A 22,782-nucleotide genomic window follows, 5' to 3' on the forward strand; every position below is an offset into this window, starting at 1 on the left:
GTATCCGTTGGTATACTTTTCATATACGGACAATGATTCATGTAACTTGGCATACCAGCTGACATTCAGGTTATAATGTTTAGCCACTTTCTCCGCAAGTAAGGCATTGGACCACATATCATCGGCCATCTTCCGTTTTAAAGCAATGAAATCGGAGTATTCATAGCCCGAAATATCAATCTCTTCACAACGGTCATCTATACCCAGCTTCTTCAGGTCCACCGTTTGTTCGAAAACCTGGTCGCCGTCAAGGTCGTATTCGATAAAATCAAAGAAACCGTTATTGTCCTTGTCCGTATATTTGACTGTGGAGAATTTCTGGGGCGTCTTGTTCAGCCAGTGACGGTCATATCCCTGGTAGGCTGTGGCATTCTGGTCGATACGCCAACAGCCCCATTCAGCTCCCAACAGGTGTAACCGCCCATCAAAATTACCAAGGTACAACTTACCGCCGCCTGAGGCATCAAGGTCCCACTCACCCCTGTCACCGGCAGCATCGGCCTGTGAATTATTGTCAATTCCCCCTTTTCCGGTTCCGATAAGGAATATATCTTTCGGATCAAGCAACTCCACACGTTCCCATCTCTTACAATCATCATCTTCATCATATACAAAGTATACCTGCTTCCACTCTCCTTTGAAGATCATCTTTTTTGCCGCATCGTGATCGGGATAGATCAACTCTTCCAACTGGCGGAAGCGGGGGTCCATAAAATATTTGTCTGATTCGGGCAGCCCCCTCAGGTTAGGTATTTTGTGCACCTGGTCCATATAATCGAACCCAGGGCCACGGAAACTGATGGTGAAGTCGAAGTCAAAGTCGTTACCCGGACCGTTGTCATTATCCATATCGACAGCCAATGAAACCCAGTCGATCTTACCGCTTAACTTTAACCTTTCTGCCGGCTGTCCTTCCACTTCACCGCTATAGCCACGTGGAGAATCGCATAAACGTATAGCTACTTCCGATCTTCCATCCCCGTCATAATCATAGAAAAGGAAAGGATTTTCCCAGTTCAAACGAAGATCATCCATCCCATTGGTATAAGCATGTATCTTCAAAAAGGCCGAATTACCACTGTAATCTGTATAGAAATTAGATGTTTCTATTCTTTCCCAATTGCGTAGTTTCATAGTATTCCAGTCGATATAATTGAATACCTGGTCATGGTCGGTATCCAATACCCACATATAGTGTCCGTGGGGCCAAACTTTACCAGGAATTTTATCGGGATATTCCACCACTACCTGAAGATCCGCTTTCCCGTCATTATCCGTATCCACCCAATCTATGACCAGGTCGCCCCAGGAACCGAATTTGCCGTCTTTGTTCCTGTCGATGAGCAGGCAGTCATTATCCGTATCGCCTTCCAGGTCGCCTTTTTTCATGTCACCGTCATCATCTATCCAAAGAATGGGATAACCGTTGGATGTAACCGATTTGATCGCATCAGGTTTTCCGTCACCGTTAAGGTCGATATATTCCGGCGTATAGCCAACCGGAGGGGGTGGTAATCTGAATGGAACCATAGGGGTACCCGTATTCCAGTATTTTGCCTCCTCTTTTTGCCCAAACAAAGTCGACGATATCATTAAAACAAAAAGTATTAAAATGATTTTTTGAATTTTCATGATTGTTTTTTTGATTTGTTCTTTTCTAAGTGTAATTTATTAAAATCATTCACTGCTTCGAACATGGCAATTATATTTTCCGCAGGAACATCTGGCAATATGTTGTGTATCGTATTGAATACATATCCCCCTCCTTCCGAAAATATTTCCATGCGCTCGAATACCTGATCCCTTATCTGTTGTTTGCTTCCGTTATTAAGGATACCCACATTTTCTATTCCTCCTCCCCAAAACGTACAATCCTTACCAAACTCCTTTTTCAGGAAAACAGGATCCATGCCGTAAGCATTTGTCTGCACCGGATTGAATATTTCTATCCCTGCCTCGATCAGATCAGGCATCAGGCTTGAAATTGATCCGCACGAATGGAGGTAAGTATGCATCGAACTATTTGCCTTGACATAGTCACACAACATCTTATGCCTGGGTTTAAACAGTTTCTGGTAGGTTCCCGTATCCATGAACGGCCCGGTTATCATTCCCAGGTCATCCCCGAATTTTATGATATCTACAATATCTCCTACCGAAGCACAAACTTTTTCAAGGGTAGCCATGTGCCTTTCCATGAATTGATCCAGAAGTGCCGCTACATTTTCCTGGTCACAAAGCAGATCCATCAAAAAATTATCCATCCTTCTCATAAAAGCGCCCCACTCGAAAAGATTGCATCCTATACCGAGAAGTAAAGCTTTATCTGTATGCTGACGTAAATTCAAAATATCTTTCCTCAGTTGTTTGTAAAAATCAGGTTCTCCTGAATAATCCCAGGGACTTAAGGGATAACGCGCCCACATCACACGTTCTCTTTCTTTGTCAAAATCCTTGTAAGAACCAGGGTAGCCATTTTCATAAGGAAAATATACCTGATCAAAAAAAGGAGCTCCTGCAGGCATCTTGGCCAATACCCTTTTCCCGTCATCATCAAATGTCAGCCATGAGCCATCTTCCTGCCTGACAGGATGAAACCAATCCGGATAATAGGCTGCCCCTCCATTTGACATTACCGTGGGTTTCCACTTATCATCTGTTCTATTATAGATCCTTCCGATATCTATTACATCTACTTCGAACATATCCAAAACAGAGTCGTCAGGTTGGGCCAGTTGCTGAACCACATCATATATGCGAACCGGAAGATTATTCTTTCCTATCTCTTTCAACAGGTTAGAATAAGCTATTGCAGATATTCCCGAACTGGGGGTTGCACTTAAATCAACAGGTATCTTATCTGTATCCTGATGTGCTATCGCCGCTAATACCCTTTCCCTGGATGTCATCAATTTCATAATTGTATGAATAATTAGGTGGTTAATTCATTTAAAATATCGACCAAAGCCTGGGGTTCGGTCGTATAGTAATCAGCACCGATCTTTTTTGCGAAATCATGATTCACAGGTGCACCACCTATAAAGGTCTTTACTTCCGGATATGATGTTTTTATGGCAGCATTTATTTTCTCCATATTTAGCATCGTTGTGGTCAGCAATGCCGACATTCCGACAAAAGAACCCGGATTTTCTTTGATTGCCGCAATATATTTATCCACCCCTGCATCGACGCCCAAATCAATGACCTCATAACCATTTCCTTCAACGATCATACACACCAGGTTTTTTCCAATATCATGCAGGTCGCCCTCAACAGTCCCAATGATAAATTTTCCTTTATGCTGTACTGTACCATCGTTAAAATATTTTTTAAGATGATTCATTGCTGTTCCCATTGCTTTGGCACTCAACAACACATGCGGGACAAACACCTTATTTTCACGGAATTTCATACCAATACGGTTCATTCCGATAATCAATGCCTCAGATAGGATTTTTCCGGGTGAAATTCCTTTTTCAAGAGCCTGCTGTGTCAATTCATCAGCTCCATCCTCACCTTTCATCTCCGGAGGATATTGTGCAGCACGGTTTATCTTTCCGAATTCCACACATTTTGCTATTTGATCCAAAAGGTCGTTCATTTTAGCCTTATTTAGAAGATTTTTCGGTTTTTAACACATATAGCGATAAGAATATGGTATATGCCAGACATCCTGCCAAGAGCAACATCCCCCAATTTAACCCGAGATAATCATTGATCATCCCAATGATTGGGGGAATAATCGCTCCTCCGCAAATACTCATAATTATCAAAGCGGATATTTCATTGGCCCTTTCGGGTATATATCGTAATCCTACGGCAAATATCAGGGGAAATATAGATGCAGAAAACAGCCCTGTGCAGAAAATAACAATTTGTCCTGTAATCGCGGAAGGCATAAAAAACATCAGTAAAAAAGAGAACACAGATAATATGGTACAATAAACAAACATTTTATTGCTCGATATCCAATTAAGGACAATCGCACTTAAGAATCTTCCGATCATCAAAGCAGCAAAATAAATGCTGATGCTGACACTGGCCTCTTCCTGAGTCACCCCGAATCGTCCTTTCATATAATTAACAATGTTGGTATTGATCCCGACATCAAATCCAACCATCAGGAATGTCCCTATAACCAATAATGCCAGTTTTTTGTTTGTCAACAACTTTATTGCACCCATGAATGTTGCATTCTGTGCATCCTTTGTTTCGTTGATCTTCGTTGCCGATAACCAAATCACCGAAACAATACAAATACCCAGGTATACCCAATAAATAAAAACCCAATTACCGAATTTTGCAGCACAATAAGCAGCGATCACCGGACCAAGTGTACCGGCAATAGCCTTAACGAATTGCGATAATGTTAAATTCCGGGATAATTTCGATGGAGGAGAAACATCCTGCATCAAAGGATTGGCAGATACCTGTACGATGGTATTACCTATCCCGAGAAAAGTGAAAGAAATCAGCATCCCATAATAAGAATACCATATCAACGGAATAAGCATGCCGATTCCTGTGAGAATGATCCCGAGATTAACCGTAACCTTCTTCCCTTTTTTATCCTGAAAAATCCCCACAGGGATGGATAGTAAAGCAAACCACAAAAAGATCATCATGGTCAGGAACTGGGTAAGCGTATCGCTCAATGCAAACTCATGTTTGACATATCCTGTGGCGACACCTACAATGTCGACAAATCCCATTACATAAAAAGCAAAGAACACAGGAAGTGTTTTGGTAACGGATGGGTGGTTCATAACCTATTTATAAAAATTTTGTGAAATATTTTGTCTGACCCTATTCAGTACGTTTTCGTCTAATCCACAGACTTTTTGCAGGATATATTTTGTTCCATATCTGTTCAATTCCGTATGGAAATCAATATCCCCGGAGAACATACTGCCGTCAGTACCCGTAGCTTTAAAACGAAGCGCTGTCCATAGGGTATCCAGGATATTGTCAACCGGAAGTTCATATCGGTAACCGTACAACAGCGGGGTGACGATCCGGTCGTCATGGGACAGCTTGCGGTACAGGTCGCAGCCTACACGGAAAACAGTATCGCCCAGTTTACGGTTGCCAAAACGGGATAAAAGGTCGTCTATATGATCTGTGAGCTCTGTTTCCGTGAACTCTCCTGGATACATCGCCTGTAATATTGTGGCACTTTCCTGCATCGAAGTCCTGGCCGCTTCCCGGATGGCAGAGTCTTCCAGAACTTCCCAGATGTAAGTGTGTTCCGGATGGCGGAGGTAACCCTGATAGGCGACTACGGCATGTCCGAAGTTGTGGACGAAAAGTTTACGGTCCACCCAGGCTTTCATGTTTTCTTTGGCATCGATTCCTGCAATCCGTGGAATGGGAGTCTTGAAGGCTTTCTTATCGACAATCAGGGTATTGTATGCTTCCGCTGATACGGACAACGGATCTTTAGCGGAAACGGGGAGTAAGGGAACCATCTTGCCTATACTGGTTTCAACCAGCCCGACTTGTGCGCTTAACGGGTAGCCGGGTAAGGATCTTTCCAGCAAAGAGTAAAAATATTCGCTTGCATTGCGCATGTTTTCTGCAAGGATGATATCTACGGGGGTTCCGGGATGGTCTTTTTCCCTTTGCTGCAGGCCGGCGGATAGTGGCCCGGCAATGTGAGGTAAGGCGTTCTTGCCTACGGAGACCGAAACGATGTCGGCGCTGCTGATTTCTTGAAGGATGGCGTATGTGTGGTCGGCAGGGATACCCCTTACATTGGTCACGGGGATGATGGTGTCGTGTTCATCACAGATATGAACATTGTAGGATTTATCCCTGTTCAGGGCATTGATGATTTCCATGTCCTTGTCGATGAACACGACTTCGTATCCGCTACGGCTGAAGAGCTGCCCGATGAAGGAACGGCCGATCTTGCCGGCACCGAATAGAACGAGCTTCTTCATCCCGTTCAACTCCTGTTGTATTCGTTACAGAGGCAATAACGGGCGGGTTCGTCTTCTTCGATTTCCGGATAGCGGCCCAGGGATTCATAGAAACGGTTATCGTTGCTATCGTCATTGACGGTGGACACTTCACCTACCAGAGCGGGTCCACCTTCTGCCCAAAAGCTATGGTAGACATAGGGCTCGAAACTGATGCTTTCGCCGGGCTTCAGACGGAGGACGTCTCCGCCCCGGAAGGTGCGCACCACGCCATCGATCTTCAGGGTGAATTCCTCACTGGTCTTTTCTTCTTCCTGATTGGCTTTCCATAGTTCGAGGCACAGGTCTCCCCCGCCCCGGTTGATGATGTCTTCCATCTTGGTCCAGTGGAAATGCATCGGTGTGACCTGAGATTGTCCGGCAATCATGATTTTTTCACAGTAGGTCTTGAAGGGGTTTTGTCCCTGATAACCGTTACGAAGGGTGAAAAGGGTAAGGCCTTCCTGCCCGAAATGGCCTTTGCCGAAGTCGGTGATGTCCCAACCTAAACCGGCCTGCCATATTTCCTGATAGGCCTGGCCCTTTCCTGCCCATTCTCCTGGCGTGAGAAAGGCCCATGGGGGAAGACGGAATGAGTGTTGTTTAAAAAAGTCGATGGCGAAATCGATGGATTGGTTGATCTGGCTCCTTTTCATTTTTTTATTGTTTGATGGTGAATAAATTCTTGTATCTGGCTTAAGGGGACAGCCCCGCCGGTGCTGCTCCCGCTGAACAGGTTGAATCGGGCATTGGCATTGGACAGGGTCAGCATATCTTCAAGGGACCAGCCTTCATGTATGGCATACAGGCTGGCGGAACAGAAAGCGTCTCCGGCGCCTACGCTACTTTTGATATCTTCAGGAGATACCCTGAAGGAAGGGACATAGGCTTGTTCGCCGTTCCTGCGCATGGCAAAACCACCTTCGGGATAGTGGATGACCACGGTTTGGTGTACACCCTGACTGAACAGGTAACGGGCCACTTCCGGAAGGCGCTCTGTGTAAAGGGTGGTAGATTCCCGTAATGAAATATGGCTACACGCGGAGGCTTCCACTTCGTTACATATCATATGGTCTACATATTTCAGGCTGGGGGTGATGATTTTCCGGAAACGGTCGCCTTGTTCGGAAACGACGTCGATGGAGGTCTGGTACCCTTTGTCCTTGAGTAACTGAAGTACACGGGCGGCAACAGTACCGTATTCCGGATCGGGAGAATCGAGCTTATCCAGCAGCAACAGGTAACCCAGGTGAAAGATCTTTGCCGGGACATTGATATCTACGAAATCGGGATAGTCGAGCAGGGAATTGGAGCCGCGGTAATGAAAAAAAGTGCGTACGCCGGTTTGTGCCTCGGACATCACATCGGTGAAAGAGGTAGTAACGCCGTTACGGACAGACATATGCGTGGGGTCGATATGGTGTTTTTTTATTTCTTCCAGAATAAGGCGCCCGTCGGCATCGTTGCCCACAATACCTCCTGCCCAAAGAGGTAAACCGGTCTCCAGGCGTGAAAGCCCTACCAGGACATTATGGGAACAGCCGCCCAAAACATCATCCGATACGCTACGGATAGTACTTAAGTTACCTCGGTCGGGCCATGATTCAATCATCTTTACATGGTCGATCAGCCAGTTGCCACAAGATATAATACCCCTTCGATTCATCATTAATCGGTTTTTTAATGGTTAAAAAATAATTCTACATCATATCATTAAACACAGCAATACATCATAGGGTTCATTTACATTTTACCTCGACAGGCTTCTGTCCGTCCTTTTCATAAATTACCCTCTCTTTTGCAAAGATAATCTTATCTTTTACCTTTCCTGATGATACGATAATAGATGATTCACCATTCACTTCCTGTTGAAACTGAATATTATAATCTATCGATTTCTCTTTTTTCCCTTTTAATGGTCGTATGACAGACAAAAACTCCGCTTTTTTTGATTCCTGCCTTAAAACCAGTAATGGTATCTGTCTTGTTTCTTCTCCTGTAGGCATATTTGAAATAAATGCTTTTTGTCCGGTTATATTCTTAAAACGGACATCCAAAGCATGATCTTCGTTTTCCCAATACGCTTTACCCGATTCGCCTGAAATATCTTGTTTCCTTACATCGGTAATTGAAGGATATGTAAATTCCTTTTCCGAAAGGGGTACATCTTTTCCGTTGAGCAGAACCGATTGGCCTTCTGCATGGAAAAACCAATCAAAACAATGTTCTTTATCCCCCTCTATACGATCCCAAATTACCGCATATTCACCAGTCATCATTACAGTTCTGGTCCAATGAGTTCCTTCGGCGATCTCAACGGTACTGGCAGACGCTAATTTAAAAGACGGTGTTATCTCAAATACGGTTAAATTCCTGTCTTTGGTAGCAGGATGTCGCTTCCCGTCTATCACTATGGTATTGTGTGAATGTGTGCTTTTCAAAAAGACGTTGGAAGGAGAAGCATATCCAGTGGTTCCGTAATCGGCAACCAACAGTTTTCCTTTTGCGAATAAGGTAATGCCCATTTTATCAGGATGACCATGTCCCAGGAAAGGACCATAGTCAAAAGTCATGACCATTTCTTTTTCCATAGGTAAGCCGGAACCTTGTCGTAATACAGCAATTCCGAGCACAGGAAAATCGATGGATTCAAATATAGGTTTGGGCAGGCGCCTGGGAAATTCTTCGCCATAAAGGACATTCCGGTAATGCGGATCCAGCATATCTCCAAGCATGCCGCTCTTCCCACCCCGGCAAACCTGTTGAACAGCCCATGCAAATTCTGGCAACCGATAACGATAATATCCTACGGTATAATGATCCTGTGGCAGATAAGAGTCATACCATCCGTCATTGATAGCTGCCAGCCGCATATCAGGATATACATACCTCAATGGAGCCGTTAACATCTTTTTTATTCCTTTTCCTTGTTTTACTTCCCATTGATACAAATCATCCCCATTATTTGTAGCCGCTTCTACGAAGGAGAGAAAGCCATTCAAAGGATAAAAATGATATGTGTGCACTGATTCCGGCCATAAGCCGTCATCACCAAGCTGATTGGTAATCTGTAACTTAAACTGTTCTGTGGCAAAATCAATAAAGCGTTGATGGCGGGTTGCATATCCGATCACACCTACGGCAGATAAATGCCATGATCCCCAGTTCCCTCCCATTCCTGATTTAGACAACATCTGTGCTGCAGGCCATAACAGATGTTGTTCAATATGTGACCGTTGTTTTTCGGTCATTACATCAAAAAGTAAGTCATATCCCTCGGCTAACGGTATCAGGACAACCGCCTCTTCCAATGTTTGACGCAATATGGTTTGATGTGGATATGCGTCAGCATATTTTGTAAGTATCTCTATTGCTTTTTCTGCATATTCTTTTTTCCCTTCAATAGCATATACTAAACTCAAATTTCGGACTGCTGCACAAAGCCAGTAATGAATAATTGATTTCCGGGCTGCCAACACCTTATCATTGATGTATGTTTTCCCACAGACAGGGCATTTACTCGGCACATCATCACGGAATATTTTATCCGCAGGAATCTCCAACATACTTCCTTCCGTACAGAAATAGTCATGTAGCCAACCGCCCATGTCCGGAATATCTATAGAACGATCTAACCAAAGATCCGCATCAGCTTTCACATACTTTTCATATATCAATCTTCTTTCGGATTTTTTATGTAAAATATCATTACGAACCAGGGAAAGTCGTTCCGGTGTTACCAAAATGCCCGGACGGGATCTATTGTCATACCGACAGGGTTTTGCTCCGATTTCTGCATCTTTTCTTTTTGCCAATACAGACTGGCTTACGCTTTTCTGTTGCGCATCCACTAGGAATAAAGCACAAAATAAAATAAATACGGTAGGAAATAATCTGATCATTTTCAAATTCATATTAAGGTTAAAATCACCTTTTTAGTTAATGAATAAAATTTTAGTTAATGATTACATTAATGAAAAAATATGATCCGGTTGCTTAAATATAAAATGATCAAATGCTTCCGCTTTATACGGTAACAGGCAACAATGATGTTTGATTATATTTTTCTTGTTTCTCCTCCTATATCCTGCATCTATAATAAGGACACATATTAAAGAAACAACCCTAAACTAAATTTTCATTATTTAATACTGACATATCTAAATTGATAAGCTGTCCGGAAAAGCTCAATCGTCCGGACAGCTTATCAATATCAATTAATCTGGAACAATTGGAACTGATTTCCCCTGATATTCTGTCTTGTCGAGGTAAAGTTTACCAAAAGCCCTAAAGATATTCCCGTTGATTCGTTAATGGAAAATTCTATTGTGCGGGAATCATTGGTTCCGACCCCTACAAGAGAAACCGAAGCCAGCGCCGTATTTATATTTTCTACGTCCGGCAATGTATTTCCGGCCGCTACAACTATATACCTCGGATCATTTCCTGTATTCCCCACTCCCGGGTTATCGGACCCAAAAGAAAAGACGCACTGATAATTTCCGGCAGGAAGGGTAAAAGTCTGGTATATTTTCCCATTAACAATAGCAGCTTCTGTACTCCAACGTTCAACACCGAAACTATGCCCTTCATTCAGATTGTCATATCCACCATATCCTCCCGGCTTATTTTTAACATTATCTGTTATTATCCAGTCCTGCAGGATACCATATCTTGAACCATCCCAATCATCTGTACGGAGGAAAGGTCGTTTGGCATTTTTCAGATATTTATTCGTAATGTTGATATTCTGAATTTTCAACGGTTCAGGATCTGTATAAAATACATCTATAGCCATAGAGTCGGGTAAATAGGCAGTCTGAAAGAAATATTCCTTATCCAGGTCCCCATCCATCTCTGTAGTTTCATCCTCTATGTCAAAGCGTTCTATAACCTTTTCCCCATTGCTGTCAAGATAGAAAATATCAACAGCAAATGCTCCGCCTGATACATCGGCCGTTCCCCATTCCAGAAATATTTTTCCGGATTCATTCATTTCACTGGATACGATAGGACGATTCAACAAGCCTGACCGGTATTTTTCCCCATAAACGGTTCCCAGTACTTCTGTTGGAATTGATGAATTTCCTTCGTCATCATACGTCTTTATAAAAAAAGAATAAAACTTTTCCGGCAAATCATTAATAAATACATTCACACTACTCCCCTCTTCCGGAATGTTTACCAACACAGAATCCTGATAATTATTCCAAAATACCCGTGCTGAAGTAACGCTGGGATCCGAACTTTTTATCCAGGATATTTCAACACGGTTATATCCCGGATGCACTGAAGGATTCTCTGGTTTTCCCGTATAGATCAAGCCACCGGGAACAACAAAATCTTCATATGTACTTTCCATATCCTTACAGGAAGGAAGAAAGTTCACCACAAACAATAATCCTATCAAATAAAAAAAACTTTTCATATTTCTATTTTTTATTCTTCCACAATTTGTCCCCAGAAAGACAATTCATTCAAAACATAAAATTTTCCTCCGCCACCACGGTTAATGTTGACTTTAAAACGCATGTAACGTACCGCGGGAAGGCCTTCCGGGAATTCATAATCCCCACCGGATCTTTCGTATTCCAGATCTGCTGCAGTATAATCGGGATCCGGAAGACCGGATGGCTTGATACACTCAAAATGACCCAGCAGAGTCCATTTGTCCCAGTCATCCACCAATTCGTTGGTACCCCATATTTCAAATTCCTTCACCCAGTCAGAAACATAAGGATATTGAATGGCCTGGTACAATTTCATGCGGCTGAATATCACCTTTTGACTCATTTCCATAGTAAACCACTGGGGATAAGTATCATCTTCCGATTTATACCAGTCTTCCGCACCCAAAATTTTACCGTTGAATAAATTTGCCACCACATATTTTCCCTGTCCCTTATTTTTATCGCTCGCTAAGGATACTAATTTGAAGGATTGATAAGAAATTGCTTCTTCATATAAAGGAACCAATGTTTTGAGTAAAGTGTCCGATTTGTTATTCCATCGGTCCCGTATATATACTGCAAAATTCGTTTCATTCGGATCCAACCCGCGTACACTGAATTTTCCTGCCAAGGAGGAAGTATAATAATCAGATAACTGAAACCAGTCGTTACCGGTGGTATCGGCAAGTAAGAATATGGCTAAATCAGCCTGGGAATCATTTTTATAACTTATATTCACACCTCCGAACGTGGCATCAATCGTCAATGTTTCAAATACAGTTTTTATGGGAGGCAATAGTGGTTTTACATTGATCGTTACCGGTTCGGACGTTTTTTCATTTCTTCCGACACTGTATATCTCGACCTTATAATCAAGAGTGTCTCCAAACCCGACCAATAATAGTGTATCTTTATAGAAAGAAGATTTGGCTTCGCGAATTACTCCCGGTTGTATTTCATATACAGCCTTAACATATGACAACGATTTGTCTTTAGGCAATTTATATGTGATAATGGCTCCCCCGGGAGTACTTACGGCATTGATATTATCCACCTGCCCGGGGACAGAATCATCGTCACCCGGATAAGAATGATGTCCTTCTTCTTTACAACTATACCCGGTATAGGCAAGTATAGTAATAAGTAATATCAGATAAACATTTGCTTTCATTATTTCATCTTTTAATTTTACAATTTATACCTATTGATATGGTTGAATTATTTTTCCTGAATATTTCAATTACCATCCTAAATTCTGGACCAAATTCCTGTTTACAGTAATATTTTCATCTTTGATGGGCCAGAAATAGTCTTTCGCTCCAAACGACTGGTCAAATAAGGTAACTTTCCGGTAATAAGCTGCTGCTGTTTCCTGTAACCTATCCCACCCCTGCACAGGGTTATTCAATATTGTGGTAGCTTCTTTCCATCGACGCAAATCCCAAAATCTCTGACCTTCAAACGCAAGTTCATTTAACCTTTCTTTCCGGATAATCTCCCTCAAACCATCCTGGCTTTTATATTTATCCGGACTATTGGAGTATTGGGTCCAGGCATCTTCTACTTTAGGTAATCCGGCTCGTTCACGGACAAGGTTGATGTACTTATATACTTCTTCCCCGGGTCCCTCCAACTCATTTACTGCTTCTGCATACAAGAGGTACAGGTCACTTAACCGTATCATCGGCCAGGGGTATCCGTTTACGGAATAAGTAGTTCCGGATCCCACCACATTTTCGAAGTGTATCAGTTTCTTAATAAAATAACCTGTTACCGTACTTCGGTCGCTACCGGCTGCATTCCGTTGTCCACGCTTCGTTTGTACATAAAAAAGCTCGTCGGATTTAGTATTATCGTACACTCCCTGCCCATACCAGATTCCACCATCAAATCCTATAGATGCATAAAATCTCGGTTCCCGGTCAAAATGAAGATTCACTGTGGTATAACCCTTCCTGACATGTAAAGATTCCTGATCCGTACTTTCACGTAAAGTGTACCTGTTATTGTAGTCCCAGGTCTTATCTTCATCAATAGGAACACCATTCCGGGAATAGAATTGTTCAACTATTTTCAAAGTAGGGGAATAATCGCCACGAATAGTGTGATTTTCAATATATCTAGCATCCATCAAAGGCATAGCACTGGCTTGAATGGCACAATAACTCTGTGTATTCGCCCAGATTACCTCATCATTCCATCGTTTGCATACAGCATTACGGAAACTTAGCTGATGTTGGATCGTATCAGTAAGTTTAAATTGCTGATATCTTGATTCATGTATATACAATTTGATAGCTACGGAATCACACCAGTCTATGGCTTTCTTACATGCTACCGCCGCAATCTTCCATTTTTCCTGGGAATATGATTGGTTAAATAATTGTGTTCCATCAGGATTTTTGAGTGCCGCCTGATCTTCGTTTCCATTAAATAACGGACTGGCAGCAGTAACCAAGACTTTTGCTTTAAAAGATAAAGCGATAGTCTGGGTAATACGTCCGGACTCATTTTGTTTATTCAGTATATTTAAAGGTAAGTTTTTTACGGCTTCATCAATAAGACGAACAATATAATTAAAACAGGAGTCCACCGGCTGACGGAATAATTTTACTTCTTCTACACCAGCATCAATAGGAAGATTCTCCTTAATTAACGGAACCGGTCCATACATGCGGACCAGGTAAAAATGATAATACGCTTTAAGGGTTTTTACTTCAGCAATCCACTGGCTCTTTTCTATATCGCTCATATCCGGGACTTGTTCTATATTTTGTAAAAAAATATTGCAATCCCTGAGTGCACGGTACATACTCACCCACAAATTGTCTCCATATGGACTGGATACATTCTGATATCCCCGGGCAATATTGAAAAATTGGCTCCCCTGATTGTTCAGCCGCCATATTTCATCACCACCTTCCATAGCCGGATCCTGACCGGGATTTCCGTCCTTCGGCATATAAGAATAACAGGTAAATAAAAACTTTTCCGCTTCGCTTCGCATAGCAAAAACATGTTCGATAGTGGCTACATTATCGGGTATTAAACCCAGAAAATCAGAACATGAATTAAACGAAACCAGCCAGAAACACAATATGGTAAACACAGCATGTTCCTTTTTATATATTGCTGTATTTTTTCGATCTTTTTTTAAGCAAAACATATGTTTCATATATTTCATTATGAGATTGTTCTAAAAATTAAAAAGAAACATTCAATCCGATGTTAAAGGTCTTTTGTAAGGGATATCCTAATCCTCTTCCGCCCATTTCCACATCCCACATTTTAAATTTACTCAGCAGGAATAAATTGGTTCCTGTAAAATAAATCCGCAATGTGGTTGCCCTTAATTTATCCAGTATTTTTTGAGGCAGGGTATAACCGATCTCTACCTGTTTTAGCCTTAGGAAAGCACCATCCCGCATGAACCAGGTATTGGTCTGGTTATTGTTGGATATTAAAGTTGTACTTAACCGGGGCCAGAGCGCATATATGTTCCGGCTATCTTCAGACCAATAATTATCAGCATAATCCTTCAGTAATTGGGTTTCATTGTAAAATGGAGAAGTTGCCGCATAATCGATCCAGAAAGATTCATTGGCCAATCCCTGGAAGAAACAAGACAAGTCAAACCCTTTATAACCAGCTGAAAATCCGAAACCATATACAATCTCAGGTACCGTCGGGTTCCCTATAGGAACTTTATCTGCTTCCGTGATTACACCATCCCTGTTTACATCAAGATATTTAATATCACCTGCCTTATAATCTCCAAACTGTGTAGGTGAATTAGCCACTTCAGCTTCATCCGTAAAAAGCTTTTCAGCAATATATCCAAAACTCTGGGATAAAGCATTCCCTTTGTGAAAACGCCAATATTCATCGTAAGTCGGTTCTTCATATACTTCATATTGACTGGTTGCATATGTAAAGTTCCCTCTGGCAGTCAGCCATAAACTATTGGGCCATGATTGCTGGTAATCAATTGAAATATCCGTCCCTTTTCCTGACGCCTCTCCTGTATTTGCCCGGATCCTATACGTTCCTGCAGTGTTCAACCCGGTAGTATTAGGTATGGTCATACGGTCCATGAGAATTTTTTCACGATATTCCGTAAAATATTCAGCAATGATGTTCACTTTGTTCCAAAGTCCGATTTCCAGGGCGATATTTTTCTTTTCGGAAACTTCCCAGGTGATATCATCATTGGCATATCGGTCTATCGTAACTCCATTTCTTTTATAAGACCCGTTATTCTCACCGAATGAAGCGCTTTTACTCGCATCATTCATGTTCACAATCGACATGAAAAAGAACCGGTCCTGAGCCGACCCGATGGCATCATTTCCTGCCAACCCATATGTTGCCCTTAATTTCAGATTGGATACAGTTTTTTTGATTGGTTTCCAGAACGCTTCGTTAGAAATACTCCAACCCAAACCGGCAGAAGGGAAAAAACCAAATCTGTGCGATTCATGGAAACGTTCCGAACCGTTGTATCCAAAATTAAACTCCGCAAAATAACGGCTATCATAAGAATAAGTGGCACGTCCGGAAACTCCCAGATTCCTGTATGGAAGTGTTTCCTGCAGATTTTCGGCATCTGCAATCATCTTATCTTTCAAAATAAACACCAACAATCCGCTAATTCCATGTTTTTCGTCAAATGTGCGGTTATAATCTACTGCAGCTTCCACATAAATATCAGAATCAACGGTCTTTGCTCCCTGTCCCCATCCCAGGTATTCTGACCCTGTATCTTCATTCAATAAATTGAGCTGGTATTCTTTTGTTTGTGGGTCATAATAAGCCAATTCATAATAATAAGGATTATAGGCACGCGATATTTCATAATATGAGTCCCGAGTCACATTCAACATCGCCCTGGCACTAAGCCCTTCCGTAAACATTTTCAGGTCTTGTCTCAGGTCCAGCTGGGCAATCATCTGAGACCGATTGTAATCTTTATATCCTTTGACCATTTGTGCATATGGATTCATGTACTGACCCTGGTCATAATTTCCGAACATGATATGATTGACATATTTGTACTGTTCGGAAGCCGGATAATAAGCCGGAAATAATACAGGGTTGGAATGCATGACCTGATTATACATCTCACTACCGCCATCAACCGGACCGGTATAGTTATCGAAATTACCGCTTAAGCGGACGATCAACTCCGTACTTTTGGTAATATCGATGTTCACGTTTGAACGTAATGTATACTTCTGCAAATTGATGTTATTATTGAAATTATTCCGGTCATCAACTTTCAAAATTCCATTATCCCTGCTGTAAGATGCTGACACAAAATAGCGCGCAACAGTTCCGCCTCCATGTATATTCAGGTTGACCCGCTGGTTCATCGCATAATTTTTGAACAATAGTTTACGCCAGTCGTTGGCAGGATAAAATATCGGATCCAGGCCTGCTTCTGTACCTGCGATTTTCTTATCGGAATAACGCGTAATCCCTAATGGATCACGAGTTAATACTGCTTCATTCGCCAATCGCATGTAAGTTACAGGATCTGCCAGTTTCACATTCTGCGTGGGCATAGACCATGAATTCTCCATCCTGATGTTTAATTTTGCTTTTCCTTCCACTCCTTGTTTGGTAGTGACCAGTATAACACCATTGGCACCACGGGCACCATACAGAGCAGTAGCAGTAGCATCTTTAAGGATACTGAAACTGGCAATATCATCCGTATGGATCCGGGCTAAATCATTCGTTGATAATTCTATCCCATCAATCAGGATCAACGGGCTTGTTTTATATCCAAAGGTAGTAACCCCCCGGACAAAAAAATCCGCATTATCCTGACCTGGTTCTCCGCTACGCTGGTATGAGATAATTCCGGCTATATTTCCCGCAAAAGAAGTAGTCAGGTTGCTGGATGGAACTTTCAATTTTGTCGGACTTATGGTCGTAATAGAAGCAATCACACTCTCTTTTTTTTGTTTTCCAAAAGCGACAACAGTAACCTCCTCTATTTCAGATGACTCTTCGCGAAGGGTAACTGCAATAATACGCCGGTTACCCACCACTATTTCCTGCATATGGTAACCCATAAAACTGAATTGAAGGACAGAAGTGTCACTGGGTACGTTCAATGTGAATTCTCCGTTTATATCGGTATTCGTCCCCAATGTACTTCCACGGACAATGACATTGACTCCGGGAAGTAATTCCCCTGTATGGTCCGAAACAGTCCCCGTAATGCGGATACCTTGCTGTACTTTTATCGTATTTTTAACTTCAGCAGGCGGAATAACCGCATATGTATCGTCGATCTTCTGAAAAGTAAGATGGGTTTGTCTGGAAATCTGATTCAATACCTCATTGATTGTCGCACTTTCAAGATGGATATTGATGTTTTTTAATTTGGAAAGAGCATACTCATCATAAAGAAAACTATAGCCCGTTTGTTTGCTTAATGCTTCAAACAAAACAGCAACAGGCTGGTCGGAAAGTGAAAGAGTGATGTTTTTTTCGTTTTTTCCCTGAGAAAGAACGTTTCCGGCCGTAACAATACTAATTGTCAAATGACAAATGGTAATAAAAAGCGAAAAACGCACAATAAATATTTTTAAATGCATACTTTTGTAAAGTTTTACTGATTAATTTCATTAAAATAGTTTCAGGGTTATCGATAAGCACGCCAATACTTTCTTGATAACACTGGAAAAAGCCACAAATAGCAGCTGTCAATAGATGGCTGCTTTTTTATTTTCTTTTAAATATTCCCATAGGCATCATAATTTTTGATCATTTCATTATTTATAAAGTACTATTTTTCCCCCTTGTTTTTTGTATTTCAAATTTGTAGAATAACAAATAGATGTTAAAACGGACTCCAGGCTTTTATTATCGTGTTCACCGGAAATAAGGTTAAAATATGTCCCATCCTGTAAAGCAATGTTCGCCTTATAATGACGGTTGAGCATATTCACCACTTCCTGTATCGGAGTACGATGAAAGTATAAAGTCCCGCTTTTCCATAACAAATATTTTTCTGCGTCTATAGTCAATTTCTCCTTTGCCATTATTGACTTATCGTATCTTAGCTGTTCATCTTTCCCCAATAATACAGGCCCGTCTTTTACGTCAACGGATACCTTCCCTGATACTACCGAAACCAGGGCAGTAGCGTCTTCTTTATATGCCTTGACATCAAATACAGTCCCCAGGACTTTTATTTCCATCCCATCAGTTAATACCACAAACGGCTTCGCCGGATTTGAGACCACATCGAATAAAACTTCTCCGGACATTTCAACCATACGTTTTTCTCCAGAGAATACCGAAGGATATTTAACGATACTTCCGGCATTCAGGGAAATTTTTGTGCTATCAGGTAAAACAAAATCTTTTATCTCCCCCATTTCCGAGGAAATAGTGATATACCGGATATCCGGCTGTTGTTCTTTACCATTAAAAAGCAAATAACCAACAGGAATAAGCATGGCTAATATTACCACTGATGCGGCAGCATAAAAATATTTACGTAACCGCCGGTGTTTTCCTAGGGACTGAGAGGTATCGGCTATCTTTGGTTTTTCGTACTTACGAATCAGTTTCTTCGCTTCTTCCCGGTATTGATTTCGAATATCTTCAGTATCCCTGAGCTTCGCATCTTCAGATAACTCCCACTCCCGTTCTGAGATCCGGTCAAACAGTGCACGATCCTCACCATTGAGCGAATCACTGATCGTAAATAAATCATCATCAGATGATTGATGATTCAAATAACGCTCCCATGCGGTATGAATATCTTTTGCCGAATTCCTAATCTTCTTTTTCACTTTTTTCCGTTCATTCTATGTGTCTAATTGTAGATACAATTTGACATTATAGTATCTAGGGGGTATGGGACGAAAAAAATTATCTATTAAAAGCTAATATCCCCAAATTGTGTTAAATAGGCCTTTATTTTTTTTAGTGCAATAGAAGCATGTTCCTGTATGGTTGGCACAGATATCTGAAGTTGTTCTGCTATTTCTTTATAAGTATAGCCATTCTCCCGGCTAAGCCTGAATATTTTTTTCTGCTGTGGCGATAATTGATCAATTGCTTCATTCAGTATTCTGGTATAGTCATTATCTAAAATCTGATATTCTGTTAAGCAATCGGTCTGCTCCTGATTATTTTTTACATATTCGACAAACCTCGAATGAACAGCATGCTGCCGCAGGGTATTATATATGCGGTTCTGAACTATTTTGTATATGTAACCCGAAAAAGATAAATCAGGTGTTAAAGAGTCCCGTGTATTCCAGATTTGTATAAAGACATCCTGAATAAGGTCCTCAGAAGCAACACTATCTTTAAGAAAACGTTTACAGAAATATAAAAGGCGTGTTTTATATTGGGCATATAGTTCGCCGAAGGCATACTCCGAACCGTCGATTAACATTTTAATCAACTCTTTTTCTGCCTTTGATTCCGTATCCGGAACCATGTGACGTTCAATATTCAATGAATAATTCCCCCGTTAATACTAAATAATAAAGTTAATGCTTATGTTACAAATATCTGTAAAATTATTGAACTTTTACTTTATTATCAATAAAAAATAGACCTCTGATTGATTATCTGTCGAAAATCAAGCTTTTCACTAAATATTTTTTTATTTAAAAAATCATTTTCAACATTAAAATATTTTATACGGTATGAATTACCATTGAGTGCTAATAAAGATTTATGTGATTGGTAAACGTTTTCTTAAAAATAACACTACATTAAAATAATAATAATTTTAAGATATCTTTAATTTTCTGATAATCTGAAACTAAAAGATCGTTTCTGAAAAATTGTAAGAAAACCATCCGATTAACAGGTCATTTTTTCACACTTTATCATAAAAATTGACAAAAATGTTTTTTATTATCGCGAAATTTTATTTTTCCATATCTTTTTTTGTGTTTTTCTTGCATAAAAAACTAAAAAATGGAAACTTTGTGCCAGAAAATTAATAATCACTAATAAATATTTTTATACAATGGATCCAAGAGTGGAAAAGTTCATGGCAAATGTAAAAGCCAAAAATCCAGGAGAATCAGAATTTCATCAGGCAGTTCAGGAAGTAGTGGAATCGTTGATTCCCTTTGTTGAAGAAAATCCCAAATACAAACATGCGAAAATTCTGGAACGGATGACTGAACCTGAACGGATAATTATTTTCCGTGTCCCCTGGATCAATGATAAAGGAGAACTGGAAATCAACCGCGGTTACCGCATTCAAATGAACAGCGCAATCGGTCCGTATAAAGGCGGAATACGTTTCCATCCCACTGTAACCTTGAGCATTCTTAAGTTTCTTGCTTTTGAACAGGTGTTGAAAAATAGCCTTACCACACTTCCTATGGGAGGTGCAAAAGGAGGTTCCGATTTTGATCCTAAAAGGAAATCAGATAATGAAGTAATGCGTTTCTGCCAAAGCTTTATGACGGAATTATCACGCCATATCAGTGCTGATTGTGATGTCCCTGCCGGAGATATCGGTGTCGGAGGTCGTGAAGTAGGGTATTTATATGGTCAATACAAACGTATCAAAAACGAATTTACAGGAGTACTTACCGGAAAAGGCATAGAATGGGGAGGAAGTCTGATCCGTCCTGAAGCAACCGGTTATGGTACGGTTTATTTTGCTGAGGAAATGTTAAAAACCCGTGGTGAATCTATCAAAGGTAAAACAGTAGCCATTTCCGGTTCCGGCAATGTTGCCCAATATGCTGTTGAAAAATGCATTGAACTGGGTGCAAAAGTAGTTACGTTATCCGACTCCAATGGTTCTATTTATGATCCTGCCGGTATTGACCGGGCAAAACTTGATTTTGTGATGGAACTGAAAAACGAAAAACGTGGAAGGATTAAAGAATATGCCGAAAAATACGGATGCCAATACATGGAAGGACAACGTCCCTGGAGTGTGAAATGCGATGTTGCTATGCCCAATGCAACACAAAACGAGGTAGATGCCAATGATGCAAAAACATTGCTTGCCAATGGCTGTTTCTGCGTATCGGAAGGCGCCAACATGCCTTCAACTCCTGAAGCAGTTGAATTATTCCAAAATGCAAAAATATTGTATGCTCCCGGTAAGGCTTCAAATGCAGGAGGTGTTGCTACTTCAGGCCTGGAAATGACACAAAATTCAATGCGCTTACCCTGGTCACGCGAAGAGGTGGATGCTAAATTAAAGGGTATTATGAGGGATATTCACAATACCTGTGTAAAATACGGTAAGGATGCTTCAGGAAATGTCGATTATGTAAAAGGAGCCAATATCGGTGGATTTGTAAAAGTTGCCAATGCTATGATGGCACAAGGTTACGTATAAAACAATTTAGGTAATAACGACGTTAAAGTTGAAAGCCGTTTTGGCTTTCAACTTTTCGATTTAATAGATAATTTATGACAAAAATTAGAGTAGCCGTTGTAGGATACGGCAATATAGGCAAATATTCGGTTGAAGCGATCCAGGCTGCACCCGATATGGAACTGGCAGGAGTAATACGTCGTAAAGATTCACTGGGAACAGCCATCCCGGTAGAATTAACCGGAATCCCGGTTGTCGCTGATGTAAAAGAATTAGGGAAGGTGGATGTGGCATTGCTTTGCGGCCCTACACGCAGTATTCCTGAAACAGCCACGCAATATATTGCGATGGGTATCAATACGGTCGATAGCTTTGATATTCATGGTGAAGCCTTATGGAACCTCCGCAAACAACTGGAGGAAGCCGGGAAAAAACACAATACCGTATCGATCATTTCTTCCGGATGGGATCCCGGCAGTGATTCAGTGGTAAGGGTACTGATGGAAGCCCTGGCTCCTAAAGGTATCACATATACCAATTTCGGGCCGGGCATGAGTATGGGGCATACAGTGGCAGCAAAATCAAAAAAAGGCGTAAAAAACGCGCTTTCGATGACTATTCCCACGGGAACAGGGGTACATCGCCGTATGGTTTATATCGAGCTGGAAGATGGTGTCGATTTCTCATCTGTTGAAAATGCCATCAAAACCGATGCTTATTTCGCCAGTGATCACACAGTAGTTACACAGGTAGATAGTGTTGACGCCCTCCTGGATATGGGACATGGAGTATTGATGGAACGTAAAGGCGTTTCAGGCATTACGCAAAACCAGTTGTTCGAATTCCGGATGAAAATCAATAACCCTGCCCTTACGGCACAGATCATGGTGGCCTGTGGACGTGCAACCCTTCGCCAACGACCGGGAGCATATACCATGCCGGAAGTACCGGTAATGGATTTGTTACATGGAGATAGAGAAACACTTGTCAAAAAGCTGGTGTAGATACTTAAGAAGTCAGCATACACATCAAAAAAGGAATC

The 22,782-nt window shown here is 41.2% G+C and carries 16 protein-coding genes; 2 read left to right on the top strand and 14 right to left on the bottom strand.

The annotated features are described in order from the left end of the window. The 14 genes from LBQ60_07340 to LBQ60_07405 all read right to left on the bottom strand — a co-directional run. Window positions 1-1,632, bottom strand: a 1,632-nt coding sequence (locus LBQ60_07340) for a hypothetical protein (protein ID MDR2037719.1), incomplete at its 3' end; no start/stop codon positions are given. After that, complete coding sequence (locus tag LBQ60_07345) at window positions 1,629-2,909, bottom strand: methyltransferase (protein ID MDR2037720.1); 1,281 nt, start codon at window positions 2,907-2,909, stop codon at window positions 1,629-1,631. The genes LBQ60_07340 and LBQ60_07345, both read right to left, overlap by 4 nt. A 23-nt stretch (window positions 2,910-2,932) precedes the next feature. After that, window positions 2,933-3,601, bottom strand: coding sequence for a corrinoid protein (locus tag LBQ60_07350; protein ID MDR2037721.1), 669 nt, complete (start codon window positions 3,599-3,601; stop codon window positions 2,933-2,935). 7 nt (window positions 3,602-3,608) lie between these two features. Next, window positions 3,609-4,766, bottom strand: coding sequence for an MFS transporter (locus LBQ60_07355; GenBank protein ID MDR2037722.1), 1,158 nt, complete (start codon window positions 4,764-4,766; stop codon window positions 3,609-3,611). Window positions 4,767-4,769: 3 nt separating this feature from the next. Further along, entirely contained in the window at window positions 4,770-5,942 is a 1,173-nt protein-coding gene (locus LBQ60_07360; protein MDR2037723.1) for a hypothetical protein, read from the bottom strand. A 5-nt stretch (window positions 5,943-5,947) separates the two neighbouring features. Then, window positions 5,948-6,616, bottom strand: coding sequence for a D-lyxose/D-mannose family sugar isomerase (locus LBQ60_07365; GenBank protein ID MDR2037724.1), 669 nt, complete (start codon window positions 6,614-6,616; stop codon window positions 5,948-5,950). Further along, window positions 6,613-7,629, bottom strand: a complete 1,017-nt coding sequence (locus LBQ60_07370) for a carbohydrate kinase family protein (protein ID MDR2037725.1) — start codon at window positions 7,627-7,629, stop codon at window positions 6,613-6,615. The genes LBQ60_07365 and LBQ60_07370 overlap by 4 nt, the downstream gene beginning before the upstream one ends. 70 nt (window positions 7,630-7,699) lie before the next feature. Continuing rightward, window positions 7,700-9,862 carry a heparinase II/III family protein gene (locus tag LBQ60_07375; protein MDR2037726.1) on the bottom strand — a complete coding sequence of 721 codons (2,163 nt, stop codon included), beginning with the start codon at window positions 9,860-9,862 and terminating at the stop codon, window positions 7,700-7,702. 311 nt (window positions 9,863-10,173) lie between these two features. Next, the gene (locus LBQ60_07380) at window positions 10,174-11,388 is read right to left on the bottom strand and encodes a DUF5013 domain-containing protein (GenBank protein ID MDR2037727.1); all 1,215 of its coding nucleotides are present in this window, start codon (window positions 11,386-11,388) and stop codon (window positions 10,174-10,176) included. Window positions 11,389-11,399: 11 nt separating this feature from the next. Continuing rightward, window positions 11,400-12,581, bottom strand: a complete 1,182-nt coding sequence (locus tag LBQ60_07385; GenBank protein MDR2037728.1) for a DUF4959 domain-containing protein — start codon at window positions 12,579-12,581, stop codon at window positions 11,400-11,402. Window positions 12,582-12,650: 69 nt separating this feature from the next. Further along, window positions 12,651-14,519: a RagB/SusD family nutrient uptake outer membrane protein gene (locus LBQ60_07390; GenBank protein ID MDR2037729.1), complete on the bottom strand. Its 1,869-nt coding sequence runs from the start codon at window positions 14,517-14,519 to the stop codon at window positions 12,651-12,653. Between the two features lie 94 nt (window positions 14,520-14,613). Then, on the bottom strand, window positions 14,614-18,018 hold the full coding sequence (locus tag LBQ60_07395; GenBank protein ID MDR2037730.1) for a TonB-dependent receptor: 3,405 nt from the start codon (window positions 18,016-18,018) through the stop codon (window positions 14,614-14,616). A 177-nt stretch (window positions 18,019-18,195) separates the two neighbouring features. Beyond that, a complete protein-coding gene (locus LBQ60_07400; protein MDR2037731.1) occupies window positions 18,196-19,224 on the bottom strand; it encodes a FecR domain-containing protein in 1,029 nt (342 codons plus the stop codon). Between the two features lie 86 nt (window positions 19,225-19,310). Then, window positions 19,311-19,898: an RNA polymerase sigma-70 factor gene (locus tag LBQ60_07405; GenBank protein ID MDR2037732.1), complete on the bottom strand. Its 588-nt coding sequence runs from the start codon at window positions 19,896-19,898 to the stop codon at window positions 19,311-19,313. Window positions 19,899-20,420: 522 nt separating this feature from the next. On the opposite strand from LBQ60_07405, the gene gdhA reads away from it, so the two are divergent. Next, window positions 20,421-21,761 (top strand): NADP-specific glutamate dehydrogenase, encoded by a 1,341-nt coding sequence (gene gdhA, locus LBQ60_07410; GenBank protein MDR2037733.1) that lies wholly within the window; start codon window positions 20,421-20,423, stop codon window positions 21,759-21,761. Window positions 21,762-21,835: 74 nt separating this feature from the next. After that, entirely contained in the window at window positions 21,836-22,744 is a 909-nt protein-coding gene (locus tag LBQ60_07415; GenBank protein MDR2037734.1) for a diaminopimelate dehydrogenase, read from the top strand. Window positions 22,745-22,782 lie beyond the last annotated feature (38 nt).

The sequence above is a fragment of the Bacteroidales bacterium genome, from assembly GCA_031275285.1.
GTDB lineage: Bacteria > Bacteroidota > Bacteroidia > Bacteroidales > UBA4181 > JAIRLS01.